The 24,174-nt window shown below is 57.5% G+C and carries 26 protein-coding genes; 23 read left to right on the top strand and 3 right to left on the bottom strand.

Translation table 11 applies throughout. The features are described 5' to 3' along the window. Nucleotides 1–199: 199 nt before the first annotated feature. From ACY692_RS04205 to ACY692_RS04180, 6 genes are all read left to right on the top strand, one after another. Nucleotides 200–976, top strand: a complete 777-nt coding sequence (locus tag ACY692_RS04205) for a glycosyltransferase family 2 protein (RefSeq protein WP_462324090.1) — start codon at nucleotides 200–202, stop codon at nucleotides 974–976. Further along, a complete protein-coding gene (locus ACY692_RS04200; protein WP_462324089.1) occupies nucleotides 966–1,217 on the top strand; it encodes a glutaredoxin family protein in 252 nt (83 codons plus the stop codon). Before ACY692_RS04205 ends, ACY692_RS04200 begins: the two co-directional genes overlap by 11 nt. After that, nucleotides 1,214–1,564, top strand: a complete 351-nt coding sequence (locus tag ACY692_RS04195; protein ID WP_462324088.1) for a ferredoxin-thioredoxin reductase catalytic domain-containing protein — start codon at nucleotides 1,214–1,216, stop codon at nucleotides 1,562–1,564. Before ACY692_RS04200 ends, ACY692_RS04195 begins: the two co-directional genes overlap by 4 nt. Before the next feature lie 59 nt (nucleotides 1,565–1,623). Then, nucleotides 1,624–1,851 (top strand): NifU family protein, encoded by a 228-nt coding sequence (locus tag ACY692_RS04190; RefSeq protein WP_462324087.1) that lies wholly within the window; start codon nucleotides 1,624–1,626, stop codon nucleotides 1,849–1,851. A 139-nt stretch (nucleotides 1,852–1,990) separates the two neighbouring features. After that, the gene (gene gltX / locus ACY692_RS04185) at nucleotides 1,991–3,394 is read left to right on the top strand and encodes a glutamate--tRNA ligase (protein ID WP_462324086.1); all 1,404 of its coding nucleotides are present in this window, start codon (nucleotides 1,991–1,993) and stop codon (nucleotides 3,392–3,394) included. 353 nt (nucleotides 3,395–3,747) lie between these two features. Further along, nucleotides 3,748–4,950: a THUMP domain-containing class I SAM-dependent RNA methyltransferase gene (locus ACY692_RS04180; RefSeq protein WP_462324085.1), complete on the top strand. Its 1,203-nt coding sequence runs from the start codon at nucleotides 3,748–3,750 to the stop codon at nucleotides 4,948–4,950. A 77-nt stretch (nucleotides 4,951–5,027) separates the two neighbouring features. Here ACY692_RS04180 and ACY692_RS04175 read toward each other — a convergent pair whose 3' ends face one another. The 3 genes from ACY692_RS04175 to rpmB all read right to left on the bottom strand — a co-directional run bounded on the left by ACY692_RS04175 (nucleotide 5,028) and on the right by rpmB (nucleotide 7,075). Further along, complete coding sequence (locus ACY692_RS04175; protein ID WP_462324084.1) at nucleotides 5,028–5,201, bottom strand: hypothetical protein; 174 nt, start codon at nucleotides 5,199–5,201, stop codon at nucleotides 5,028–5,030. 57 nt (nucleotides 5,202–5,258) lie between these two features. Then, complete coding sequence (locus ACY692_RS04170; protein WP_462324083.1) at nucleotides 5,259–6,611, bottom strand: MATE family efflux transporter; 1,353 nt, start codon at nucleotides 6,609–6,611, stop codon at nucleotides 5,259–5,261. Between the two features lie 263 nt (nucleotides 6,612–6,874). After that, nucleotides 6,875–7,075, bottom strand: coding sequence for a 50S ribosomal protein L28 (rpmB, locus tag ACY692_RS04165; RefSeq protein ID WP_462324082.1), 201 nt, complete (start codon nucleotides 7,073–7,075; stop codon nucleotides 6,875–6,877). Nucleotides 7,076–7,264: 189 nt separating this feature from the next. Between rpmB and ACY692_RS04160 the strand changes: the two genes are divergently transcribed. The 17 genes from ACY692_RS04160 to ACY692_RS04080 all read left to right on the top strand — a co-directional run bounded on the left by ACY692_RS04160 (nucleotide 7,265) and on the right by ACY692_RS04080 (nucleotide 24,157). Continuing rightward, nucleotides 7,265–7,789 carry a YceD family protein gene (locus ACY692_RS04160; protein WP_462324081.1) on the top strand — a complete coding sequence of 175 codons (525 nt, stop codon included), beginning with the start codon at nucleotides 7,265–7,267 and terminating at the stop codon, nucleotides 7,787–7,789. Between the two features lie 244 nt (nucleotides 7,790–8,033). Beyond that, nucleotides 8,034–8,216, top strand: a complete 183-nt coding sequence (rpmF, locus tag ACY692_RS04155) for a 50S ribosomal protein L32 (protein WP_462324080.1) — start codon at nucleotides 8,034–8,036, stop codon at nucleotides 8,214–8,216. Further along, complete coding sequence (plsX, locus tag ACY692_RS04150; RefSeq protein ID WP_462324079.1) at nucleotides 8,209–9,255, top strand: phosphate acyltransferase PlsX; 1,047 nt, start codon at nucleotides 8,209–8,211, stop codon at nucleotides 9,253–9,255. Before rpmF ends, plsX begins: the two co-directional genes overlap by 8 nt. Nucleotides 9,256–9,306: 51 nt before the next feature. Beyond that, nucleotides 9,307–10,299, top strand: a complete 993-nt coding sequence (locus ACY692_RS04145; RefSeq protein WP_462324078.1) for a beta-ketoacyl-ACP synthase III — start codon at nucleotides 9,307–9,309, stop codon at nucleotides 10,297–10,299. A gap of 26 nt (nucleotides 10,300–10,325) precedes the next feature. After that, entirely contained in the window at nucleotides 10,326–11,069 is a 744-nt protein-coding gene (gene fabG, locus ACY692_RS04140; protein ID WP_462324077.1) for a 3-oxoacyl-[acyl-carrier-protein] reductase, read from the top strand. Nucleotides 11,070–11,154: 85 nt separating this feature from the next. Further along, on the top strand, nucleotides 11,155–11,385 hold the full coding sequence (acpP, locus tag ACY692_RS04135; RefSeq protein WP_462324076.1) for an acyl carrier protein: 231 nt from the start codon (nucleotides 11,155–11,157) through the stop codon (nucleotides 11,383–11,385). 278 nt (nucleotides 11,386–11,663) lie between these two features. After that, nucleotides 11,664–12,908, top strand: coding sequence for a beta-ketoacyl-ACP synthase II (gene fabF, locus ACY692_RS04130; RefSeq protein ID WP_462324075.1), 1,245 nt, complete (start codon nucleotides 11,664–11,666; stop codon nucleotides 12,906–12,908). Between the two features lie 205 nt (nucleotides 12,909–13,113). Next, on the top strand, nucleotides 13,114–14,352 hold the full coding sequence (gene glyA, locus ACY692_RS04125; RefSeq protein WP_462324074.1) for a serine hydroxymethyltransferase: 1,239 nt from the start codon (nucleotides 13,114–13,116) through the stop codon (nucleotides 14,350–14,352). Between the two features lie 101 nt (nucleotides 14,353–14,453). Beyond that, nucleotides 14,454–14,939 (top strand): deoxycytidylate deaminase, encoded by a 486-nt coding sequence (locus ACY692_RS04120; RefSeq protein ID WP_462324073.1) that lies wholly within the window; start codon nucleotides 14,454–14,456, stop codon nucleotides 14,937–14,939. After that, complete coding sequence (gene ribD, locus ACY692_RS04115) at nucleotides 14,936–16,066, top strand: bifunctional diaminohydroxyphosphoribosylaminopyrimidine deaminase/5-amino-6-(5-phosphoribosylamino)uracil reductase RibD (protein WP_462324072.1); 1,131 nt, start codon at nucleotides 14,936–14,938, stop codon at nucleotides 16,064–16,066. Before ACY692_RS04120 ends, ribD begins: the two co-directional genes overlap by 4 nt. Nucleotides 16,067–16,247: 181 nt before the next feature. Then, complete coding sequence (locus ACY692_RS04110; RefSeq protein WP_462324071.1) at nucleotides 16,248–16,904, top strand: riboflavin synthase; 657 nt, start codon at nucleotides 16,248–16,250, stop codon at nucleotides 16,902–16,904. A 413-nt stretch (nucleotides 16,905–17,317) separates the two neighbouring features. Then, the gene (locus ACY692_RS04105; RefSeq protein ID WP_462324070.1) at nucleotides 17,318–18,571 is read left to right on the top strand and encodes a bifunctional 3,4-dihydroxy-2-butanone-4-phosphate synthase/GTP cyclohydrolase II; all 1,254 of its coding nucleotides are present in this window, start codon (nucleotides 17,318–17,320) and stop codon (nucleotides 18,569–18,571) included. Between the two features lie 135 nt (nucleotides 18,572–18,706). Beyond that, nucleotides 18,707–19,177, top strand: coding sequence for a 6,7-dimethyl-8-ribityllumazine synthase (gene ribH, locus ACY692_RS04100; RefSeq protein WP_462324069.1), 471 nt, complete (start codon nucleotides 18,707–18,709; stop codon nucleotides 19,175–19,177). A 3-nt stretch (nucleotides 19,178–19,180) separates the two neighbouring features. Next, nucleotides 19,181–19,639 carry a transcription antitermination factor NusB gene (nusB, locus tag ACY692_RS04095; protein ID WP_462324068.1) on the top strand — a complete coding sequence of 153 codons (459 nt, stop codon included), beginning with the start codon at nucleotides 19,181–19,183 and terminating at the stop codon, nucleotides 19,637–19,639. Nucleotides 19,640–19,827: 188 nt separating this feature from the next. Continuing rightward, nucleotides 19,828–22,329, top strand: a complete 2,502-nt coding sequence (leuS, locus tag ACY692_RS04090; protein WP_462324067.1) for a leucine--tRNA ligase — start codon at nucleotides 19,828–19,830, stop codon at nucleotides 22,327–22,329. 64 nt (nucleotides 22,330–22,393) lie between these two features. Next, nucleotides 22,394–22,816 carry an LPS assembly lipoprotein LptE gene (gene lptE / locus ACY692_RS04085; protein WP_462324066.1) on the top strand — a complete coding sequence of 141 codons (423 nt, stop codon included), beginning with the start codon at nucleotides 22,394–22,396 and terminating at the stop codon, nucleotides 22,814–22,816. Between the two features lie 348 nt (nucleotides 22,817–23,164). After that, a complete protein-coding gene (locus tag ACY692_RS04080) occupies nucleotides 23,165–24,157 on the top strand; it encodes a DNA polymerase III subunit delta (protein WP_462324065.1) in 993 nt (330 codons plus the stop codon). The last annotated feature ends 17 nt before the right edge of the window (nucleotides 24,158–24,174 follow it).

Raw genomic sequence — 24,174 nt, 5'->3', positions numbered from 1 at the left:
GGGGGACCGCCTTTGGGGGGGACCCAATACCGAAAAGGGCAGATATGGAATCTGCCCCTACGGAATACGATACCGAACAATACCGACATGGGTAAAACTGGGTGGATACGATACCTGCCGTAGGCAAAATTGGGCAGATATGGAATCTGCCCCTACGGATATCAATCAATCATCAATCCCAGTCATCCCCAAAAAAACTATGCCCGAACACATAACCGGCCTCATTTGCACCTTCAATGGTGAACGTCTTCTCGAAAAAACCCTTGCCTCTCTGGATTTCTGTGACCATATTCTGGTCATCGATTCGGGGAGTACGGATGCTACCGTGGCCATTGCCCAGGAAGCCGGGGCCGAGGTGATCTTCCATCCCTTTGAAGGAATGATCGCCCAGCTCCAATTTGGATTCACCAAGGTGGCTACCCCCTGGGTCATCACCCTGGATCAGGACGAATATCTTTCCCCGAAGCTGCGGGCCAGCGTACAAAAAGCACTCGAGCATCCCGGAGACTGCGCCGGTTTTTTCCTGCCCAGACGATCCTTTTATTACGACCGGTTCATCATGCACAGTGGCTGGTATCCGGATTATCTGCTCAGGCTGTTCAAACCCGAAGACGTAGAAGTCCGGGGTATCCTCCCCCACGAAGAGATCCATCCCCGGGGAAAAACCGACGAGCTGTCCGGTGACATCATCCACTATCCGTACAGGGATCTTGCCGAACACCTGGCCAAGATCAACGCCTACACCCAGACGGCCGCAGGTGAGCTGGCCGCGCGGGGTGTCTCTGGCTCTCTGGGAAAGGGGATGTCCCACGGGTTGGGCAAATTCTTCAAGCAATACATGCTCAAACGGGGTTTTCTGGACGGCAGGGCGGGATTCATCCTCGCCGTGCACGCCTTCTTCTACGCGTTCCACAAGTATGTCCGCATCGACGAACCCAAACAGCAACCGCTACAGGAGCCGGACTATGAACAATAATATCAAGCTCTATGCCCTGTCCACGTGTATCCATTGCAAGAACACCAAGAAATTCCTGGATGCATGCAATGCCGATTATGAGTGTTGTTACGTGGACAAATTGGAAGGCGAGGAACGCGCCAAGGTCATTGAGGAAATCAAGAAGGTTAATCCGAGCCTCTCCTTTCCCACCCTATGCATCGGGGACAGGGTCATCGTTGGGTATAAGAAGGATGAAATCAAGGAGGCACTTGACTCATGAACGCTGAAAAACTTTACGGTCAGCTCAAAAAATTCCAGGAATCCAAGGGCTATTTTTTCAACAAGGACAAAGCAATGGTCATGGCCCTTCTCGAGAGCCTGCTGGTGAACAAAGAGCGCTACGGCTACATGGCCTGTCCCTGTAGGCTGGCCTCCGGGGATTATGAAAAAGACAAGGACATCCTCTGTCCCTGCGAATACCGCAAAAAGGATATCGAAGAGTACGGGGCCTGCTTCTGCGGCCTGTATGTTTCCGAAGACTGGAACAACGCGGCGATCCCCCACGAGACGGTCCCTGAACGCAGGGATCCGGCCAAGGTGCTCGCGGGATTGGGCATCGGGGACTGATGTTGACACCCTCCTGTCCCGTCCTTAAGGACGACCCTTCACCCAATCAAGGAGAAACCATGGAGCTCAAGGATAGAGTACAACAGGTATTGGACCAGGTCCGCCCCGCCCTGCAGGCCGATGGCGGCGACGTGGAATTCGTGGAACTGACAGAAGACGGTGTGGTCAAGGTCCGCCTCCAGGGAGCATGCAAGGGCTGCCCCATGTCCCAGATGACCCTCAAGCAGGGGATCGAGAAATTCATGCTCAAGGAGATCCCCGAAATCAAGGCGGTCGAACCGGCCTGACAGGGCGGTTCGTGAACAACTTCTCACAATCCGCTGCGTTCCCGTGCCCCGCATTGGAACATTCCATCCTTCATCCTATATCGTATATCTTTTATCGTACTATATAGATCCAAAATATCTTTTCCCGGAGATTTCAAACATGCCCCCCCTCGTCACCCGCTTCCCCCCGAGCCCCACAGGCTTTTTGCATATCGGCGGCGCGCGTACCGCCCTGTTCAACTGGCTGCTCGCCCGGCAGCAGAAAGGCACATTCGTTTTGCGTATCGAAGACACGGACCGGGCCCGGTCCACCCAGGAGATGACCGACGCCATCCTCGAAGGCATGACCTGGCTGGGCATGGACTGGGACGAAGGACCGTATTTCCAGAGCGAACGTACGGACATCTATAATACGTACGTGGACCAGCTCCTGGAGACCGGCCACGCCTATTATTGCGGATGCACCCCCGAAGAGGTGGATGCCATGCGCGACAAGGCCCGCAAAGAAGGCAGAAAGCCCAAGTACGACGGGACCTGCCGGGAACGCGGTCTCGGCCCCGGTCCGGGCAGGGTGGTCCGGTTCAAGGCCCCCCTGACGGGCAAAACCGTTTATGAGGACCTGATCAAGGGGTCGGTGGCCGTGGACAACCAGGAACTGGACGACTTCGTCATCCGCAGGGCCGACGGAGGACCGATCTACCACATGTCCGTGGTCGTGGACGACGCCCTCATGGCGGTGACCCACATCATCCGCGGGGACGACCATGAGAGCAATACCCCCAAACAGGTCCTCCTGTACAGGGCCCTGGGATTCGATGTCCCCAAATTCGGCCATGTGCCCATGATCCTCGGTCCGGACAAGAAAAAGCTGTCCAAACGCCACGGTGCCACATCGGTCATGCTGTACAAAGACATGGGCTACCTGCCCGAGGCCATGATCAATTATCTGGCCAGACTGGGCTGGTCCCACGGGGATCAGGAGATATTCTCCGTGGAAGAGCTCATCGAACATTTCTCAACAGACCACCTGGGCAAATCCGCGTCCGTGTTCGACATGGACAAGCTCAACTGGCTGAACAGCCATTACATCAAGGAAGCGGACACAGACCGTCTGGCCGGGATACTGGCCTGGCACTTCGACAAGATGGGCCATACCGATCTGGACAAGGCATCTCTCAAGGCCATCATCCCCCTGTACCAGCCCCGGGCCAAAACCATGCAGGAAATGGCCGACCAGGCCCTGTTCTTCATCCTGGATGCCGGGGCCATCGGATATGATCCCAAGGCGGTCAAAAAATTCCTCAAGCCCGAGCACCGGGAGCATCTGGCCAACCTAAAAGCCCGGTTTGCCGCCCTGCCCACCTTTGACCAGAAATCCCTGGAGGGGGTGGCAGCCGCCTATCTCGAGGAAAAAGCAATCAAGTTCAAGGCCATCGCCCAGCCCATCCGCGTGGCCCTCACCGGCAAGACCGTCAGCCCGGGCCTGTTCGAGACCATGGAGGCCCTGGGCAGGGACCAGACCCTGGCCCGCATGGAGAGAGCGGTCGGGTTGCCTGAGGAGTAGCGAAACGTCGGGGATGGGGGAACAGCGATTGGCCAGTGGTGCTTGACCAACAGATTCCCGTAGGGGCACCCCTCGCGGGTGCCCTTTGCGGCATCACCCCCCCCATGTTGCTGCATGCCCCATCCAAATACCCTGCAAAAACCGCTGGGGAATCATATCCCTTCTGGGAACGCCGACCGTCTGGTCGGCCTTTCGAACAACGGGTAAGGATACGCCTCCATAGTCCCCCGCCCCCCATCCAGCCATGCGTCCCATCGGTGAGTGGACGCAGTGCCGGGCAGACGCTCGGCGTTCCCAGGAAAGACAGAGCAGCCCTGAGACCACATCCTCACCCCCTCCTTAAAACCTAAAACATGCCCTTAACCCTTACCCCCCCCTCCCCCTTGCCAACTTACGACTACCAAAAAACCAACCGATATTTCGCCCAGATCGCCGACGGCCTCGAACCCCTGGGGGCCGAGGAACTGACCGAACTGGGAGCAGCGGACGTCACGCAGACCTTCCGGGGACTTTTTTTCCATGCCGATACGCCCGCACTCTACCGGATCATCTACCAGTCCCGCCTGATCACCCGGGTCATCGCACCCCTGTGCGCATTCGACTGCCACGCCACCAAATATCTCTACAAACGGGCCCGTGACATAAACTGGTCGGATTTCATGAACGTGGATCAGACCTTTGCCGTGTTCAGCCATGTTTCCGGATCGGCCATCAACAATTCCCATTACGCATCCCTGTGTCTCAAAGACGCCATTGCGGACTTTTTCCGGGACACCACCGGCAAACGCCCCAATGTGGATGCCAAGACCCCTGATATCTGGTTCCACCTGCATATCCGGGAGAATCACGCAACCATCAGCCTGGAACTGTCCGGCGGCTCCCTGCACCGGAGGGGCTACAGGATCAAATCCGTCGACGCCCCCATGCAGGAGACCGTGGCCGCAGCCGTTGTCCGCATGTCGGGATGGGACGGGACAACGCCCCTGTGCGACCCCATGTGCGGGTCGGGCACCCTGCTCTGCGAGGCGATCATGCACGCCCGACGGATGCCCGCGGGCTATCTGCGCAAGCATTTCGGGTTCGAACATATGCCGGAGTTTTCTCGAACAACCTGGCAACGGGTCAAAGCCGAGGCCGACAGTCATATCATCGATCTGCCCCCGGGCCTGGTCTCAGGAAACGACCGGGATACCCGGGCCATCGATGCAACCACGGCCAATCTGGCCGTACTGGGTGCGGCCAGAAAAGTACGGCTGACCAACAGAGACGTCCGGTCCATCCCTGATCTCTCGGGAACCACCATCATCACCAATCCCCCTTATGGAATCCGCCTGGGCAAGGAAGAGGAACTCAAAAAATTCTACCAGGACATCGGCGATTTCCTCAAACAACGCTGCCTGGACTCCACCGCCTATATCTATTGCGGCAACCGGGAACTCATCAAATCCATCGGCCTCCGTACCAGCTTCAAAAAGGCCATCAAAAGCGGCGGACTGGACGGCAGGCTGATCAAAATTGAGATCTATGCCAAGTCCAGGAAAGCCAAAAAATCCTGATACTACGGCACAAAAAAAGGCGGTCATGCAGTGACCGCCTTTTTTTATGAAAAACTTCGCGCCGCAAGGCTTTGCCATCACCCCTTTTCAAAACCGAACCCGGTGAGATTACGCGCTTCCCGGGAAAAATCCATCCCCACCAGCACAACCTCCCTGCCTGCCTGACCATAGGCATGATGGTATCCCCGCTCAGGACGCTTTGGAACTCCCTCGCCGGCCTCGTACTTCCAGGTACTTGTACAAGAACACATTTGCCTTGCTTAGCTCAGATACAAGCTCAGCATATCGGGAACCCAAAGTCATGCCTTTCACTCGATAACCAGCATCTCCCGCCACTTCCCAAACCGGTATCGAAACATCATGCTCATACTCAGAAAAACGATATAGCAGAGCACACAGGACCAGGCGAACCAGATTCCGTACCCCTTCCACAGGATGCCCAAACTCAGGGGAACGAGCATACCCCCCAGGGCGGCAATGGCGGTCACTTTCATAATGTACGCCGTATCCCCGGCGCCCTTGAGGGTCCCGGCAAAGACAAAGGTCATCACATCGAAGCCGAGGTAAACGAGCACGATATACAAAAGCCCCTTGCCTGTTTCCATCACATGGGCGTACTCACCGGTCGTGAATCCCACCGGTTTGAACAAGGCGAGCAGCTCCCCGGGAAACAGCAGATAGAGCACGGCCACGCACAGAGTATAGACGGCTGCGATCTGCAGGCTGGCCATGGTCACCCGCTCGGCCCGCCGGGGACTGCCCGCACCCAGGGCCTGTCCCACCAGGGTGCTCGTTCCCAGGGAAAACCCGATCAGGGGCATGAAGGCGATCCCGTTGATGTTCAGTACGATATTCGTGGCGGCCAGATCCTCCACCCCGATATGCCCGACAATGGCCGTGAACACGGTGAAGGCGAAGATGTCCAGAAAGAACTGGAAGCCGTTGGGAGAACCGAAGCGCACCAAACGCATGAGCAGGGGGACATGCAACCGGACCGACGCGAACAGGGAAAAATCCCGGACATTACCGGGCGAAAACACGAGTCCCCCCAGAATCGTCGTCACCACCACCCAGGACGTGCCCGTGGCCACTGCCGCCCCCTGCATCCCCCATTCGGGAAACAGCCAGACTCCATTTATCAGGCAGTAATCCAGAGGAATATTCAGACACATCCCCAGCAGGGTCACCAGCATGACCGGCCGTGTCCTGCCGAGGCCCATGAAAAATCCGCTGAACACCGCCCCCAGAACATGGAATCCGGCAAAACGACAGAGAATGGAAAAATACCCGACCTCGAGTTCCCTGAGGGCCGGGCTGTGGTTCATGAGACCGAAGACATGGTTCCCCATGAAGCTGCAAAGGACCAGAACAATCGCAGCCGCCAGGGTAAAATACATCCCCTGCCAGAGCACCCTGCCCACCTTGTCCAGCCTGCCCGCCCCGGTGGACTGTGCCACGAATACGGACACATAGCCGCCCGTACCGATGAACATGGTCATGACCAGCAGAACAATGAGGCCCGAAGGAACCGCCGCGGCCAGGGCATCCAGGCTGTAACGCCCGAGAAAGACCCGGTCCGTGAACTCCATGACCGTGGTCGCCCCCATGCTCAATACCAGGGGCAGGCTGATGCGGACGACATCACCGCGTGGGCCGGACATGAAAGAAAATTTCTGGCGGGTACGGCCTGGTTGCATGGTCATACGCTCTTTCGCAAAAATAACTGTTACAAATGCAGGACGCCAAAGATTGTTTTTGCAGCCCCTCCCGGGGGGCTGCAAAAACGGGCGATTCTTGAATCGCCCCTACAAATTTTGGGTAATTATGTGATAGATATTTTTGCACATACATCCTATTCCTCAACAGCCCACAAAAAAAGGCGGCCTTCACAGGCCGCCTTTTTTTTGTGGACGTTGGAAAAATGCTATTTAGCGACCGGCTTGGTCACCGCACCGGAGCGGATGCACCGGGTGCACACGGACACCTTCTTCACCTCGCCGGAGGGAAGCTGGACGCGGACATCCTGAAGATTGGGCATGAAACGGCGTTTGCTCTTGTTGTGTGCGTGGCTGACATTGTTTCCGACCTGGGGCTTTTTCCCGCAGATTGCGCATTCTTTAGACATTATATCCTCCTGGAGTAATTCTGAAATTTTTCATAAGGAACAAAATTCCGGGACGTATTGAGCAGCGCGAACATCCCGAGCAGGCTTCAAGAAAGACGATCTCTTATCCGGAGCGCCCCAAAATAGCAAGCCCAAAATCCTTGACATTGAAAATGAACTCACTATAGAAACTTCTCCTTCGAGGCAAGCATGCAAACACAGTGGACAGCCCTTCATGACATCCCGGCAAACGGTCGGGAATTTTCTTTTCAAGATCAGGACACTTGGAACGCGCTCTTTGACGACTACGGTCTCAAGTGCCGATCCGAGAAACCCGTCCGGGTCAACTTCACGATCATCCCGGCGAACGACGGCATCTCCGTCCAGGGTACTTTGCACGGCACGGTTATCCTGGAGTGCGGTCGTTGTCTGGAAGACGCGAAAGTTGTTCTTGACGAACCGTTCGATTTCTTCGAACCCCTGACCACCGAGGACACGGCTTCAAGAAACAGTCTGGTCCGGGAACAGGGCGGGGTCATGGAATTCGATACCATCGGTCTGGTCTGGGAACAATTTCTCATGGCTCTTCCGGACAAGGTGCTGTGCTCCCCGTCATGCCGGGGCATCTGCCCCCATTGTGGTCAGAACCTGAACACCGGAACCTGCACATGCCCTGGAGAATCCGGCGACCCCCGGCTCAATGTCCTGAGGAATCTGAAAATTTCCAAGAAATGATCCCGGACAGGACTATTCCGGACCGGATTTTGTTACAACAACACTTTAGTACTCAATGGTAACGTTGCGTGCAGATCAACAACTTCAAGAAATTGGTGGATTGGAGAAATTGAAGACATGCATTCTAACCGTCTGTCATTTCTCACATATCTAAGACTTCTTACACCCGGGATTCTCGTTTCTGGAAAATACGCCTGGATAGTTACTCCCTACATTACAATATTACTTTTTACGAGGTGGAACCATGCCATTACCCAAGAAGAAAACCTCCAAGTCCAAGAGAAACATGCGCCGTTCCCACGACCATGTGGACGTGCCCAATTTCATCTACTGCGAATGTGGTGAAGCGACCATGCCCCACACCATCTGCCCCGGTTGCGGCAAATACCGTGGCCGGACCTATGTAGCCAAGGATGCGGATGCCTAGCCATCCGTCCGGCGTGTGCATAGCGGTCGATGCCATGGGCGGCGACTTTGGACCCGAAGTCGTGGTCAGGGGCGCGATCGAGGCGGCTCAGGCAAAGGGGATCTCCCTTCTTTTGGTCGGTCAGGAAGAGGAGATCCGTAAAGAGCTTGCCAAGAACAAGACCGACAAGCTCTCCATCCAGGTCGTCAACGCCGCACAAGTCGTCGGGATGACGGACAAACCCTCCGATGTCCTGCGCAGGAAAAAGGATTCATCCATCCATGTGGCCTGCCGGATGGTCAAGGAGGGACAGGCCCATGGCGTAGTCAGCGCGGGTAATTCCGGCGCCACTCTGGCCTGCGGCATGTTCGTTCTGGGCCGGATCAAGGGCGTGGAACGTCCAGCACTGGCCACCATCCTGCCCACGGAAAAAGACCCCCTGGTCTTCCTGGACGTTGGCGGCAACGTTGACTGCAAGCCCTACCATCTGGTGCAATTCGGGGTCATGGCCGAGGTTCTGGCCAAGGATCTCCTGGGTATACCCACCCCCAAAGTCGGGCTGCTGAGCATCGGAGAAGAGGAGGGCAAGGGCAACATCCTGGCCAAGGAAGCCTATAAGCTGTTCAAACACTCTTCCATGAATTTTGTGGGCAACGCCGAAGGCCGGGATCTTTTTGCGGGCAATTTCGATGTGATTGTCTGCGACGGGTTCGTGGGCAACGCGGTTCTCAAGGTCAGTGAAGGGGTCGCCAAATCCATCTCCAGTATTCTCAAGGCGGAGATCAAAAAAAGCTTCCTGTTCCGGCTTGGCTGTCTTCTGGCCCTGCCGGCCTTTAGACGACTGGCCAAGCGTCTCGACTACGCCGAATACGGCGGAGCGCATCTGCTGGGGCTCAACGGCACCGCCATCGTCTGTCACGGAGCATCCAACGTCCGGGCCATCCGTATCGCCATAGAAAAGGCCGCCGAATTCGTGGCCTGCAAGGCCAATGACGACCTGGTCGAGGGACTCAAGGCCAACAAGGAACTCGCCCTGTTCGGCAAACGTGCCAAGGCCTAACCCCTGCGTTACACGGCCCGACCCAATCTCCTCCAACCAGGTATCCCTTCCATGACCCGATATACCACACTTATGGGACTCGGCTTCCATGTTCCCGAACGGATCTTGACCAATCAGGATCTCGAGCGGACCATCGAAACCAGTGATGAATGGATAACGTCCCGGACAGGTATCAAGACCCGGCACATCGCCCCCCCGGAAACCGGGGCCTCGGAGCTGGCTTTCGAAGCAGCCCACAAGGCATTGGCCGATGCCGGCATGTCCCCCGCCGATCTCACGCACATCATCGTTCCGACCTTCACGCCGGATTATTACGTCCCTAGCACGGCGTGCGTTCTCCAGCACAAGCTGGGCATCCCCGGGATTCCGGCCCTAGACGTCTTTGCAGCGTGTTCGGGGTTTCTCTACGGATTGGAACAGGCAAGGGCCCTTGTTTCCCTGCACCCGGAGGCACGCGTTCTGGTGGCGGCCAGCGAGGTGATCTCTTCGCGTACGGATTTCACGGACCGGACCACCTGTGTTCTCTTTGGTGACGGAGCCGGGGCGGCCATCGTCGGGAGCACGGATACCGAGACACCCCCCGGTCACGTTTTGGATGTCATCCTCAGTGCTGACGGCTCCCTGGGCGACCTGCTCACCGTCAAGGGCGGCGGTTCGGCATGCCCGGCCGTCCGCGGCGAGCGTATCGGCCCCGATTTTTTCATCCAGATGGAAGGACGGGATGTCTTCAAACACGCGGTCAGATCCATGGCCGGCGTATGCAACGACATCCTTTCCCGCAACGATCTGACCACCAACGACATCGATCTGGTCATTCCCCATCAGGCCAATATTCGGATCATCCAGGCATTGGGCAAAAAGCTCAATGTCGCCATGGACAACATCTTCGTCAACGTGGACCGGTACGGGAACACGTCTGCCGCATCCGTGCCCATCGCCCTGGCCGAGGCCAAGCAGCAGGGCCGGATCTCTGCCGGCGATACCGTGCTGCTGACATCCTTTGGCGGGGGATTCACCTGGGCGTCGGCCCTGGTCCGCTTCTAGAACCAAACAACATCGAGGTGATCACCATGACCGATCAACGCACGAGCACGGCTCTCGTCACGGGGGGGTCCCGTGGTCTCGGCAAGGCCATAGCCCTGCGCCTGTCCCAGGATGGATATCAGGTCTACCTGACGTATGTGAGCAAACCGGAACAGGCCGAAGAGGTCTGCCGAACGATCCGGGCAGAGGGCGGGAAGGCCCAGTGCTTCCAGGTCGACGTGAGTGACTGGGATCAGGTCAAGGAGTTCTTCAAGAACGAGATCAAGAAAAAAGTCAGCCTGGACGTCCTCGTGAACAACGCGGGCATCACCAAGGACGGGCTGATCATGCGCATGAAGCCCGAACAATGGCAACAAGTGCTTGACGTGAACCTCGGAGGATGCTTTGTGTGCCTGCAGCAGGCTGCAGTGGTCATGATGAAACAGCGCCACGGCCGAATCATCAACATCACCTCGGTTGTGGGCCAGCGGGGTAACGCAGGCCAGGCCAACTACGCGGCCTCCAAGGCGGGCATCATCGGTCTGACCAAGACGGCGGCCCAGGAACTGGCCGGACGCTCCGTCACGGTCAATGCGGTTGCGCCCGGATTCATCCAGACCGACATGACCTCGGTCCTGCCCGAAGAGGTTCAGGAAAAATTTCTGTCCAACATTCCCGCCGGAACCCTGGGCACCCCTGAAGATATCGCCGAAGCCGTTGCCTTTCTCGCCTCACCCGGGGCGGGATACATCACCGGCCAGATTCTGGGTGTCAACGGCGGGATGTACTGATTCGATCCACTGTCCGGCAAGGTAACCCTTCCGTTTCCTGCCGTCCCCAAAACCATCAAGCACCATAGAGCATGTGGAGGAAAATATGTCCGTAGAATCCAAAGTCAAAGAAATCGTTATCGAACAACTCGGTGTCAGCAGCGACGAAATCAAGACGACCTCTTCCTTTGTCGAAGACCTCGGGGCCGATTCCCTGGACCTGACCGAACTGATCATGGCCATGGAAGAAGAGTTCGACATCGAGATCGAAGACGAAGACGCCCAGAACATCGCCACGGTTCAGGACGCGGTCAAATATATCGAAGCACATATGTAGTTGATTGCCAGAGGGTGTTCGTGCCGTTTGCACAAGGTACGAGCACCCTTTTTGTAACCGGATGCAGGGGCAACGGCCATGCCGTTGTTGTCATATCAGTACCATGCTTTGTTCGCGGACGACCGGGTTCCCTTGTGCAGGGGACTTCGATTCCAAGCCTCTCTTCTCCATTTCCGCCCTTTCCGACAGCACCCGCCCCAACCAGCACAGGGCCATCCGTCCGTATCAAGGAGTCCCGCCGCAATGGATCACCATAACCATACTATCATGAGGACAGCATGATTGGAAAAAGGGTTGTCGTTACAGGACTTGCAGCCATCACCCCCATTGGAAACGACCTTGAGACGAGCTGGTCGAATCTGATCCAGGGAAAATCAGGGATCGGACCCATCACCCAGTTCGACTGTTCGGATTTCCAGACCAGGATCGCCGGGGAACTCAAAAACTTTCATCCCGAAGAGACCATTCCGCCAAAACAGCTCAAACGGATGGACCGATTCGCCAGGATCGCCGTTGTGGCCGCCCAGCAACTCCTCAAAGATGGTGATTACTCCATCAGGGGAGAAGAGGCGGCACGGTGCGGTGTCATTCTCGGATGCGGTCTGGGTGGTCTCAAGACCATCGAAGATTTCCACAGCCGTCTTTTGAAGCGCGGACCGAATAAAATTTCTCCTTTTTATATTCCCGAACTTATCGCCAACATGTCCGCCGGCCAGGTGTCCATCTTCACCGGTGCCAAGGGGCCCAATCTAACCACGACCTCGGCCTGTGCATCGGCCCTGCACGGCATAGGGTACGCCTTTTCGGACATCAAACTCGGCCGGGCCGACGTCATGATCACCGGTGGCGTGGAATCGACCATAACCCCCATGGGCGTCTCCGGATTCAATGCGATGAAGGCATTGTCCACGCGCAACGACGACCCTGAAAAGGCCAGCCGTCCCTTTGACCGCGACCGTGATGGATTTATCATCGGCGAAGGATGTGGCCTGCTTCTGTTGGAATCTCTGGACCACGCTCTGGCCAGAGGGGCCAAAATATACGCCGAGGTGGGCGGCTACGGGGCTTCTTCGGACGCCTACCACATGACCGCTCCCGACCAAAGCGGCGCGGGCATGGCCCTGGCCATGCAGGCGGCTTTGGCCGACGGCGAAATCAGCCGTGGGGACATCGACCACGTCAACGCCCACGGCACCTCGACCATGCTCAATGATCTGAGCGAATCCCGGGCCCTGAAGTCCGTCTTTGGTGACCATATCGCCAATGTCTCCATCACGGCCAACAAGTCCATGATCGGACATCTTCTGGGTGCGGCCGGGGGGGCGGAAAGCGCGTTCACGGCCATGAGCATCGCCAACGCCCTGGTTCCCGGAACCATCAATCTGGATACCCCGGACGAAGAGTCGGATCTGGACCATGTGACCGAGGGTACCCGCGCTCAGGCCATCGAACACGCCCTGTGCAACTCCTTCGGGTTCGGGGGCACCAACGCCTCCATCCTCTTCAACCGCTATCAAAAATAGTACCCTGCCGGGACGATCCCCGACACACGGCACACCGTCTCTCCAAGGCCCGTTGTCAGGCTGTGCCTGCTGCGGGCCTTTTGCTTTGACACCCGGTCAAGAGAGCCGTATCGTTTACACGTTTTTTTCTTCGCCCGGCCCTGGTAAATACCCGACCGGCGTTGAACACCCCTGTACACCACCCCTTTATTTTCAGGAGAACCTCATGGGCACTCTCAAACATACTGATCCGGAAATCTTCCACGCCATAGAACAGGAAGAGAACCGCCAGAAAAGCAAGCTCGAACTCATCGCCTCGGAAAACTTCACCTCCGGAAGCGTCAGGGAAGCCATGGGGTCCATCATGACCCACAAGTACGCCGAAGGGTATCCCGGAAAGCGCTACTACGGAGGATGCGAATTCGTGGACGTGGCCGAGGATCTGGCCAGAGACCGGGCCAAGCAGCTCTTCGGGGCCGAATATATCAACGTCCAGCCGCATTCCGGCTCGCAGGCCAACATGGGGGTCTACTTCGGGGCCATCAAGCCGGGGGACACCATCATGGGCATGGACCTGTCCCATGGCGGCCACCTGACCCATGGCAGCCCGGTCAATTTTTCCGGCAAACTTTTCAAGACCTGTTTCTACGGGGTGGAAAAGGAAACCGGAATGATCGACTATGATCACGTCCAGGCCCTTGCCGAGGAACACCGTCCCCAGATCATCGTGGCCGGTGCCAGCGCATACCCCAGAACCATCGATTTCAAGCGGTTCCGAAAAATCGCCGACTCCGTGGATGCCAAGCTCATGGTGGACATGGCCCACATCGCCGGGCTCATTGCCGCAGACCTGCACCCATCCCCCATCGAACACGCCCATTTCACCACCACGACCACGCACAAAACCCTGCGCGGTCCCCGGGGCGGCATGATCCTGAGCTCCGAAGAATTTGGCAAGGTGCTCAATTCACAGATATTCCCCGGCATCCAGGGGGGCCCGCTCATGCACGTCATCGCGGCCAAGGCCGTCGCCTTTGGCGAGGCATTGGCCCCCGCATTCAAGACCTACCAACAGCAGGTCATGGACAACGCCAGGGCGCTGGCCAAGCACCTCGAAGACGCCGGTTTCAACCTGGTCTCCCGGGGCACGGACAACCACCTCATGCTCATCGACCTGACCAACAAAAACGTCACGGGCAAGGACACGGAAATCGCCCTGGACAAGGCCGGGATCACGGTGAACAAGAACACGGTTCCCTTTGAGACCCGTTCCCCCTTTGTGACCTCGGGCATCCGCGTGGGCACCCCGGCCATCACCACCCGGGGCCTGGCGCCCGAGCACATGGAAAAGGTCGCCGGATGGATCACGGCCACCGTGGACAGTATCGACAACGAAACCAGACTCACGGCCATCAGCAAGGAAGTGGCAACCTTTGCGCGGGAGTTCCCGCTGTTCGCCTGGTAAAAAAGCGATATGAGATGGACACGACGGCATTTCACGATGCCGTCGTGTCCATCTCATCGTATATCTTCCATCTTATATCTTCTATCTCTACCAAAACCACCGTGACCAACTCCGACATCCTCCCCCTCAAAGACGACCGCATCCCCTGGCCCCAATATTTCATGCAGATCGCCTATCTCGTGGCCCAGCGTTCCACCTGTCTGCGACGCAAGGTCGGGGCGGTTGCGGTGCGTGATAAACGCATTCTGGCCACGGGATATAATGGTGCGCCCACCGGCCTCAAACACTGCAAGGAAGTCGGATGTCTCCGGGAACAGATGAACATCCCCTCGGGCGAACGCCACGAACTCTGCCGGGCCCTGCACGCCGAACAGAACGTCATTGTCCAGGCAGCCACCCACGGGGTGAGCATTGACGGGGCCGAACTCTATTGTACCACCCAGCCCTGTCTGATCTGTACCAAGATGCTCATCAACTGCCGATTCACGGCCATCTATTTTGCCGAGGGCTATCCCGACGAACTCGCACGGGACATGCTCGACGAAGCCGGTATCACCTACACCCCACTCCCGATTGGGGCCCCATGACCATGGATCGATCACTCAAAGAACAATGCATGCATGCGGCCATTACGCAGGCCATGCAGGGTAGAGGCGCCACAGCCCCCAACCCCTGCGTGGGCGCGGTGGTCGTCCAGGACGGTCGTATCGTGGCCTCAGGATGGCACACCATGTGCGGGAACCCCCATGCCGAGATCGAGGCCCTTGCCGATGCCCGGGCCAAAAACATCGATCTGTCCACGTGCACCCTGTTCGTCACCCTGGAACCGTGCAACCACACCGGCAAGACCCCCCCGTGCACCCGGGCCATCATGCAGGCGTCCATCCCCCATGTCATCATCGGGGCCATGGACCCCAACCCCCATGTGGAGGGCGGAGGAGCCGGATATCTCGCAGAGCACGGGGTCGAGGTGGAGACCGGTATTCTTGAGCAGGAATGCACGGACCTCATCGCCGATTTCATCCTGTGGCAGAAGACAGACCGTCCCTATTCCATCCTCAAGCTGGCCACGACCCTGGACGGGAAAATAGCCACCAGAACCGGCCATTCCGCCTGGGTCAGTGGGGAAACCTCGCGCGCCCGGGTCCATGCACTCAGGTCGTGGATGGATGCGGTTATCGTGGGGGGAGAGACCTTCAGGCAGGACAACCCTTCGCTGACATGCCGGCAGGACGGATTCGACGGTCCCCAGCCCCTGGCCGTGATCGTGACCAGCCACCTGCCCGAGAAACCTGAAAATTTCACGCTCCTCACCCAGCGCCCCAACCAGATACTGTTCTGGACAACGGCCGAGGAAGCCGGTTCAGACAGGGCCGAACACCTTGCTGCCCTTGGCTGCCGCCTGGTTCCCCTGACTGCCAGGGCGTCGGGTCTGGATCTCAGGGAAGGATTTGAACATCTGTTCCAAGAATGCGGATGCCATTACACCCTGTGCGAAGGCGGCGGCTCATTGGCCATGTCCCTGTTGGACCAAGGACTTGCCGACGAGATCAACATGTTTCAGGCCATGAAGGTGTTGGGCGATAACCAGGGTAAAGCCTGTTTTTCCGGCCGTGACATCGCTTCCATGAAGGATGCCGTGTCCCTGCGTCTTGGAGAAACGTCGGATTGCGGGGAGGATCTGTTTCTCCGGCTGTGGCCGAAAAAAAGCTAACCGATATATGATATAGGATATAGGATATACGATTTCCTCCGCTCGCTGATCCACCATTTTTTCCTGTATTCTGTTCTCTATTTTCTGTCCCCTCCTCCCGTAGGGGCGATTTACGAACCGCCCGTTTGACCGAGCCCCGGGAGGCAAGGGGAAACAAACGCCGGACAAGGATACCCCCCATATGTTCACCGGACTCATCCAAGCCGTCGGCACCATCCTGGCCCTGGAAAACAAGGGCAAGGAGACACGCCTTCGCATTGCCACCGATACCCGGCTCCGGGATTTCGTTCCCGGCGAATCCATCGCCGTGAACGGGGTCTGTCTGACCGTGGAAATATTTTCCTCGGACTGGTTTTCCGCCTACGCCTCGGCCGAGACCATGTCCCGGACCAATCTGGGATCTCTCGGGGTCGGCAGCCCGGTCAATCTGGAACGGGCCCTGGCCCTGGGTGATCGGTTGGGCGGACACATGGTTTCCGGCCATGTGGACTGCGTGGCCACGGTCAAGCAGATTGATCCGGCCGGGGAATCACGCGCCTACACCATCGGCTTCGATCCCGCACATTCCCCGCTGGTCATCCCCAAGGGCTCCGTGGCCCTGGACGGAATCAGCCTGACCATCAATGATTGCGGAAACGGATTCCTTGCAGTAAATATCATTCCCGCCACCCAGCGGGAGACGACCGTCGGCGCATGGAAACCGGGTTCGGCAATAAACATGGAAACCGACATCATCGGCAAATATGTCCGCAGCATGACCGCCCCCTGGACCGGCACCAACGGCCAGGAAGCCCCGAACCGGATCAGCATGGAATTTCTCAAAAAAAATGGTTTTTAGGAGCACGGAAGCAGTCCCCCAGCCATCGTGCTCAACATGACGCTGCGTGTACATTTTTCAAAATTCCGGCTGAAAAAAAATTTCGTGACCATCCACCGTTACCCAACAATCTCCCGCAGGGGCAGGCCCCGTGCCCGCCCCTACAAAAAAGGTGACATATCCTAGTGCGGCCAAGCCGCAGTCTTACGTTTTAGATTTTACGTCGTACGTTCAAGCGGTTATAAAATGTTCTTGTTTTTTATGGCAGACTCCCACGGGTAAGGTGCTGCCATGCTGTAACAACAAACAATGAGCTAAATAGCTGCAAAATTTCAAATACGTCATAAATGATAAGAACCTAGCATTCCCACTCACAATTTCTTACATTTCTGAGATTTATTAAATTACTTAATTTCAGTACGTTAGAGGTAACCATGTCCAAAAACGCATGTTCCTGTACCATTGAAGAAGCCCTGGAAGATATCAAACAGGGCAAGATGATCATCCTGGTCGATGACGAAGACCGGGAAAACGAAGGTGATCTGTACATAGCCGCCGAAAAAGTCACTCCCGAAGCCATCAATTTTATGGCCACCCACGCCCGCGGGCTGATCTGCCTGGCCCTGGCTCCGGAGATGGTGGACAAACTCCAGCTGCCCCTGATGACCCAGCGGAACACTTCCAAGTTCGGAACCAACTTCACGGTTTCCATCGAGGCCTCCCAGGGGGTGACCACGGGCATCTCGGCCTATGACCGGGCCACCACCGTGCTCACCGCGGTCCAGGACGATGTCACCCCCGAGGACATCGCCACTCCCGGCCACATGTTTCCCCTCAGGGCCAGACCGGGCGGCGTCCTGGTCCGTGCGGGCCAGACCGAAGGGAGCGTGGATCTTTCCCGCCTCGCCGGCCTGAAGCCGGCCGGTGTGATCTGCGAGATCATGCGCGAAGACGGCAACATGGCCAGACGTCCGGCCCTGGAAGAATTCGCGGCCAAGCACGGCCTGAAAATCCTCACCTGCGAGGACCTCATCCGGTACCGCTCCAAGTTCGATTCCCTGGTCTACCGCGTGGGCGAGGCCAACCTGCCCACCTGTTACGGGGATTTCAGGGCCATCGCCTTTGAAAGCGACATCGACGACTATACCCATATCGCCCTGGTCAAGGGGGAATGGGAAGAGGACGAACCGGTCATGGTCCGGGTCCACAGCGAATGTTTGACCGGCGATGTGTTCGGCTCTCTGCGTTGCGACTGCGGCGGCCAGCTGCAAACGGCCATGCGCATGGTCGAGGCCGAGGGCAAGGGGGTCGTCCTGTATATGCGCCAGGAAGGACGGGGCATCGGACTGGGCAACAAGATCAAGGCCTACCATCTCCAGGACCAGGGCCGGGACACGGTCCAGGCCAACGAGGAACTGGGATTCGCCCCGGATCTTCGGGATTACGGGATCGGCGCGCAGATATTGGTCAATCTGGGCATTTCCAAGATGCGCATTATGACCAACAACCCAAAAAAAATCATCGGGTTGGAAGGGTACGGCCTCGAAGTGGTCGAACGGATGTCCATTGAAATCCCCCCCTGCCACGAGAACGAGTTCTATCTCCTGACCAAACAGGAGAAAATGGGGCATCTGCTCCATCTCAAGGAAAAGACGGAGAAAAAGAAGCAGGCAAAGAAATCCGAGTAAACACAACGTACGCTGTAAAAGAGTACGCAGTGCACAGAGTGGGGGGCAACGGCCTCAGAAATACCCCCCCGGAAACATCGTGGGCATGCGGACGAAAATACCTACACGACAATTTATCCATCATCGGAGCAGATCATGCAACATATCAAGACAATCGAGGGTAACCTGGACTCCAAGGGTCTCAGGTTCGCCATTGTGGCCGCCCGGTTCAACGACTTCATCGTGGACCGTCTGGTCGGCGGGGCCGTGGACTATCTCGTCAGAAACGGGGGTTCCCGTGGAGACCTGACCATCATCAGGATCCCCGGGGCCTTTGAGATGCCCCTGGTGGCCAAGAAGCTGGCCGCAAGCGGGAAATACGATGGGATCATCTGCCTGGGCGCGGTCATCCGCGGAGCCACGCCCCATTTCGACTTCGTGGCCTCTGAAGCCGCCAAGGGCATTGCCCACGTCTGTCTGGACACCGACATACCCATCGGGTTCGGTATCCTGACCACGGACAACCTGGAGCAGGCCATTGAGCGCGCCGGAAGCAAGGCAGGCAACAAGGGCGTGGAAGCAGCCGCGGCCACCCTCGAATCCATCCGCGTCCTGGAGCAGATTTAGATCATGACCGGCAAAACTTCCCGGCGTAAGGAACGCCAATTCGCCTTCCAGGTATTGTATTCCGTCAATTTCGAGGACAGTCCGTCCATGGACGGTGTGGACGCGACCTTTGCCAATTTTCTCGAAACCGACGACCGGACCGAGCAGCCATCGGACATGCCCTTTGCCCGGAACCTGGTCCATGGAGTGGTCGGTCGTATTGAGGAACTCGACGCAACCATCGCCCGGTTCTCCAAACATTGGAAACTCTCGCGCATCGCCCATGTGGAACTGACCATCCTGCGGCTGGGCGTCTTTGAGATGGTCCACGTCCCGGATGTCCCCGTTCGAGTGGCCATCAACGAGGCCATCGAATTGGCCAAAGATTTCGGGGACGACAACTCCCGGAATTTTATCAACGGCATCCTGGACGGGGTGGCCAAAGATCTGGGCAAACAAGACGTTCCCACGGGCAAGGGCTGACCAACTCCGCCCCGGATGCCCCACAAAACGTCCTCATCATCACGGCAAATCCCCAAGGGACGATCCATGAATCGCTCCTTGACCGAGCCGGGAGGCCAGCCGGGATACCAATCAAGGGCAATGCAGCGGTCAACCCATGCCTCCTCACGGTCGCCCGTTTTTTTCACGATACCACGCAAGGAACAGACATGTCTCTTTCTCACTACGATCCGGAACGCATCGAAAAAAAATGGCAGGAAACCTGGGAAACCAACCAGACCTTCCATGTGGAAAATGTCAGCGAGAAACCCAAGTACTATGTCCTGGAAATGTTCCCCTATCCGTCGGGACGCATCCACATGGGCCATGTGCGCAACTACTCCATCGGGGATGTGGTCGCCAGGTTCAAGCGGATGCAGGGGTGCAACGTGCTCCATCCCATGGGCTGGGACGCCTTCGGTCTCCCTGCGGAGAACGCGGCCATCAAGCACAACACCCATCCGGCCACATGGACCGTTGAGAACATCGACTACATGCGCACCCAGCTCAAGCGGCTGGGGTACTCCTATGACTGGACCAGGGAGCTGGCCACCTGCCATCCCAAGTACTACAAATGGGAACAGGAATTCTTTCTCAAGCTTCTTGAAAAAGGGCTGGTCTATCGGAAAAAGGCCCCCGTCAATTGGTGTCCGTCCTGCCACACGGTCCTGGCCAACGAGCAGGTCGAGGACGGGTTGTGCTGGCGGTGTGATTCCGGGGTCGTGCACAAGGAGCTCTCCCAATGGTTCCTCAAGATCACCGACTATGCTGACGAACTCCTGGATTGTCTGAACGAACTCGGCAAGGGGTGGCCCGAACGGGTCCTGACCATGCAGCGTAATTGGATCGGCAAGAGCCATGGAATGGAGATCGACTTTGCCATCGACGGCAAGGACGAATCCATTACCGTGTTCACCACAAGACAGGACACCCTGTTCGGGGCTACCTTCATGAGTCTGGCCCCCGAACATCCCCTGGTGGAAACGCTCATTCAGGGCAAACCCGAGGCCGGAGCGGTCCGCACGTTCAAGGAGAAGGTCGACCGCATGGACAATATCGTTCGCACGGCCGACGACCTGGAAAAGGAAGGGTGTTTCACGGGGAGCTACTGCATCAACCCGGTCACCGGGACCAAGATGCCTATTTTTGTGGCCAATTTCGTGCTCATGGGCTACGGTACCGGCGCGGTCATGGCCGTTCCGGCCCATGACCAGAGGGATTTCGAATTCGCCCGCAAATACGACCTGCCCATGCAGGTGGTCATCCAGCCCAAGGACGAACCCCTCGACACCGCCTCCATGACCGAGGCCTATGCCGATCCGGGGTACCTGACCGCGTCCGGTGAATTCGACGGGATGTTCAACGAAGAGGCCAAAGAAAAAATCGCCCTGTCACTGGACGCCAAGGGGACCGGCAAAAAGACCGTCAACTACAGATTGCGGGACTGGAACATCTCCAGACAGCGGTTCTGGGGCGCACCCATCCCCATTGTCTATTGCCCGGAATGCGGTGCCGTACCGGTGGATCTGTCCGATCTGCCCGTGGAACTGCCCAGGGATATCACCACCCGGGAAGACGGCAAGTCTCCCCTGCCCGACTACGCACCTTTCGTTGCAACCACCTGTCCCAGATGCGGAAAAAAGGCCCGGCGTGAAACCGACACCATGGACACCTTTGTGGAGTCATCCTGGTATTTTGCCAGGTACACGGACGCCCGGCGCACCGGGTCGGCCTTTGACAAGGATGCCATCTCCTATTGGATGCCCGTTGACCAGTACATCGGCGGGATCGAACACGCCATTCTCCACCTGTTGTACGCCCGGTTCTGGGTCAAGGTGCTGCGGGATCTGGGGGAACTCGAGGGCGTTGACGAACCCTTTGAAAACCTGCTCACCCAGGGCATGGTCCTAAAGGACGGGGCCAAGATGTCCAAATCCAAGGGGAACGTGGTCGATCCGAACAGTCTTATCAAGGAATACGGCGCGGACACCACACGCCTTTTCTGTCTGTTCGCCGCTCCCCCGGAAAAGGATCTGGAATGGTCCGATGCCGGCGTGGAGGGAGCCCATCGTTTCCTGAACCGGCTGTGGCGGCTGGTGGACGAGCTGCTCCCCCTGCTCACTCCCTGCGGCCCGACCAAGGGGATCAAGGGGTTGGACCTATCCGAGGAGGAAAAGGACCTTCGGCGCAAGGAACACTGGACCGTGCTCAAGGCGACCACGGACATCCAGAACAAATTCCAGTTCAACACGGTCATTGCCGCGGCCATGGAGATGGTCAACCATCTGTACAAATCCAAGGAAACCATGAAGACCTCGGCCAACGGTCCTCTCCTTCTTTCCTCGGCCATCAGCTCCGTTTTGACCCTTCTCGCGCCCATCACCCCGCATATCTGTGAAGAACTCTGGCAGACCATGGGCTATACAATCCCCCTGTCCGAACAGTCCTGGCCGGATCACGACCCCGAGGCGTTGGCCAAGGACGAGATCATTGTCGTTGTCCAGGTCAACGGCAAACTCAGGAGCAGGATCGCCGTGCCAGCGGCCGCGTCCAAGGAATCGGTCCGGGAAACGGCCCTGGCCGACCCCAATGTGCTCAAGCACACCGAGGGAAAAACCATACGCAAAGTCATCGTTATCCCGGAGAAACTGGTCAATGTTGTCGTCGGTTAAAACATTCGTTTGCTGTTTTGTCCTTGTCTGCGTCCTCACGGGATGCGGATATTCATTCAGTGCCATGGCCCCCATCGATCTTCCCAAGGGCCAGACCCTGCTGTGCATCACCAAATTCGTGAATCCCTCCACACAAGCATGGCTCGAGCCGTCGCTACGGGCGGAGCTCAGGGACGAATTCACCAGACGCGGCCAGGTCAGATGGGTCAGCAGGAACAAGGCCGAAACCCTGGTTACCATCCGGGTCATTCGGTACAGTTCCTCGAGCACCCTCAAGGGGGCGGACGACGAGACCGTAACCTCGGCTATCCAGTTGGACCTTGCCGTAGATATGTACAATGCGGCCGATCGTAGCGTGATCTGGACCTCGGGAACGGTCCGTGCCTCCCAATCATTCAAGGGTGAATCCAACAAACAAAAAGCCCGGGAAGACGCTGTCAGCCTTGCTACGGAAAGGATTGCAGACCGTTTGGGGCAGGCATTCTAAACGGCCGCGGTACCACGGAACCGGGTACCGGTTCCGTCAAGACGGGCATGTCGGTACTACCGTCATCCCGGCCCCGATCCGGGATCTCCCGGCAATAAATATATCCGATGGATACCACCGTCACCCCTCGCACGATCCAGGAAGATCCCGGGACAAGCCCGGGGTGACGGTGGTACCCAAAAGACAGACGGTAGTTCGCACGGAATACGTGGCGACAGCCTGTGTCCCATTGGCAACATGCCAATATCCGGCCATGGGATACGGGTCCCTTGACCGGATGCATGCTCCCAAGCCCGTCCCTCTTCCGGATCTCCCCATTCTCCCAACCTCCAAGCACCGGGAGTCGTGATGTACCCTTCTTCTCCCTCCCCTTCCAGCGACCAACGCCCCGGGTTTTCCTTCTGTGTCTGCCCTGACCCCGAACGTCTCAGAACGCATATCCGGACCGTCCTGGAAAAAACAGGCACGGATTGGGAAACCAAGGTATTCTGGGGCGACGAGGATCTGCCCCCGTCCTTCTGGCAAGCCCTTTCCGTGCCCAACCTTATGGGACCGCCCAGAGCCCTGATCCTGCGGAGGGCCCATGGTCTCAAGGTCGACTTTTGGAAAAATCTCAGTTCCCATCTCAAGGGTTTCAAACGATCCATCTGGCCCTTTTTCTGTCTTGAAGGGCCATGGACCAAAAACAAACCGGCCATTGCCAAATCCATCCATGCCCGGCCGTATTGGAAGGTGGCTTCCCAAAAAAAATGGATCTGGCAGGACCCGGGGCTGACCCGGAACAATCTTTCCAAAGAGATCAACCAATGGGCCAACAACCGGCAAATCACCTTCGAGCAGGGCGTCCTCCAAGCCTTCTGCCGGAATTTGCCCCTGGAAACATTTGCCCTGCGTAACGAACTGGAAAAACTCTCCCTGCACCTGGGACCGCGCCAGACCGTCACCCACTCCGATCTGACCCTGTTCGAGCACCCCATGGACATGGACATGTTCACCTTTCTGCGCGCTATCCAGGACAAACGCCAGGCCCTTTCGTCCTGGAAAAAAATTCTCGTGGATCAGGGAACCACCGGCTCTGACATGCTTTTTCCCTTTCTCGGTCTCCTGACCTGGGAAACGAGGACCATGTGGCAACTGGCCTCTGGAGAAGACAACGCGGTCCGTCTGCCCACCTCCATCAAATCCATGAAAAAGAAGATGGCCTCCCGTCTTGGCCTAAACGGGCTGGCACGCATATTCGATCTCCTCATGGACGCGGAAACATCGGTCAAATCAGGGCGCAGGACACCGGACCAGGCCTTGGAACATATCGTCCAGGAGCTCATGCGCGTATTTTCATGATCTTTTTCCCCAACCCG

It is taken from the genome of Desulfoplanes sp., from assembly GCF_054921335.1.
The sequence above is the reverse complement of the archived record's forward strand: the minus strand, read 5'-3'. Positions and strand labels throughout refer to the sequence as shown.

Coding starts and splice junctions, on each gene's coding strand:
- ACY692_RS04205 (WP_462324090.1), top strand. CDS start 200: ATGCCCGAACACATAACCGGCCTCATTTGCACCTTCAATGGTGAACGT.
- ACY692_RS04200 (WP_462324089.1), top strand. CDS start 966: ATGAACAATAATATCAAGCTCTATGCCCTGTCCACGTGTATCCATTGC.
- ACY692_RS04195 (WP_462324088.1), top strand. CDS start 1,214: ATGAACGCTGAAAAACTTTACGGTCAGCTCAAAAAATTCCAGGAATCC.
- ACY692_RS04190 (WP_462324087.1), top strand. CDS start 1,624: ATGGAGCTCAAGGATAGAGTACAACAGGTATTGGACCAGGTCCGCCCC.
- gltX (WP_462324086.1), top strand. CDS start 1,991: ATGCCCCCCCTCGTCACCCGCTTCCCCCCGAGCCCCACAGGCTTTTTG.
- ACY692_RS04180 (WP_462324085.1), top strand. CDS start 3,748: ATGCCCTTAACCCTTACCCCCCCCTCCCCCTTGCCAACTTACGACTAC.
- ACY692_RS04175 (WP_462324084.1), bottom strand. CDS start 5,201: ATGTGTTCTTGTACAAGTACCTGGAAGTACGAGGCCGGCGAGGGAGTT.
- ACY692_RS04170 (WP_462324083.1), bottom strand. CDS start 6,611: ATGTCCGGCCCACGCGGTGATGTCGTCCGCATCAGCCTGCCCCTGGTA.
- rpmB (WP_462324082.1), bottom strand. CDS start 7,075: ATGTCTAAAGAATGCGCAATCTGCGGGAAAAAGCCCCAGGTCGGAAAC.
- ACY692_RS04160 (WP_462324081.1), top strand. CDS start 7,265: ATGCAAACACAGTGGACAGCCCTTCATGACATCCCGGCAAACGGTCGG.
- rpmF (WP_462324080.1), top strand. CDS start 8,034: ATGCCATTACCCAAGAAGAAAACCTCCAAGTCCAAGAGAAACATGCGC.
- plsX (WP_462324079.1), top strand. CDS start 8,209: ATGCCTAGCCATCCGTCCGGCGTGTGCATAGCGGTCGATGCCATGGGC.
- ACY692_RS04145 (WP_462324078.1), top strand. CDS start 9,307: ATGACCCGATATACCACACTTATGGGACTCGGCTTCCATGTTCCCGAA.
- fabG (WP_462324077.1), top strand. CDS start 10,326: ATGACCGATCAACGCACGAGCACGGCTCTCGTCACGGGGGGGTCCCGT.
- acpP (WP_462324076.1), top strand. CDS start 11,155: ATGTCCGTAGAATCCAAAGTCAAAGAAATCGTTATCGAACAACTCGGT.
- fabF (WP_462324075.1), top strand. CDS start 11,664: ATGATTGGAAAAAGGGTTGTCGTTACAGGACTTGCAGCCATCACCCCC.
- glyA (WP_462324074.1), top strand. CDS start 13,114: ATGGGCACTCTCAAACATACTGATCCGGAAATCTTCCACGCCATAGAA.
- ribD (WP_462324072.1), top strand. CDS start 14,936: ATGACCATGGATCGATCACTCAAAGAACAATGCATGCATGCGGCCATT.
- ACY692_RS04110 (WP_462324071.1), top strand. CDS start 16,248: ATGTTCACCGGACTCATCCAAGCCGTCGGCACCATCCTGGCCCTGGAA.
- ACY692_RS04105 (WP_462324070.1), top strand. CDS start 17,318: ATGTCCAAAAACGCATGTTCCTGTACCATTGAAGAAGCCCTGGAAGAT.
- ribH (WP_462324069.1), top strand. CDS start 18,707: ATGCAACATATCAAGACAATCGAGGGTAACCTGGACTCCAAGGGTCTC.
- nusB (WP_462324068.1), top strand. CDS start 19,181: ATGACCGGCAAAACTTCCCGGCGTAAGGAACGCCAATTCGCCTTCCAG.
- leuS (WP_462324067.1), top strand. CDS start 19,828: ATGTCTCTTTCTCACTACGATCCGGAACGCATCGAAAAAAAATGGCAG.
- lptE (WP_462324066.1), top strand. CDS start 22,394: ATGGCCCCCATCGATCTTCCCAAGGGCCAGACCCTGCTGTGCATCACC.
- ACY692_RS04080 (WP_462324065.1), top strand. CDS start 23,165: ATGTACCCTTCTTCTCCCTCCCCTTCCAGCGACCAACGCCCCGGGTTT.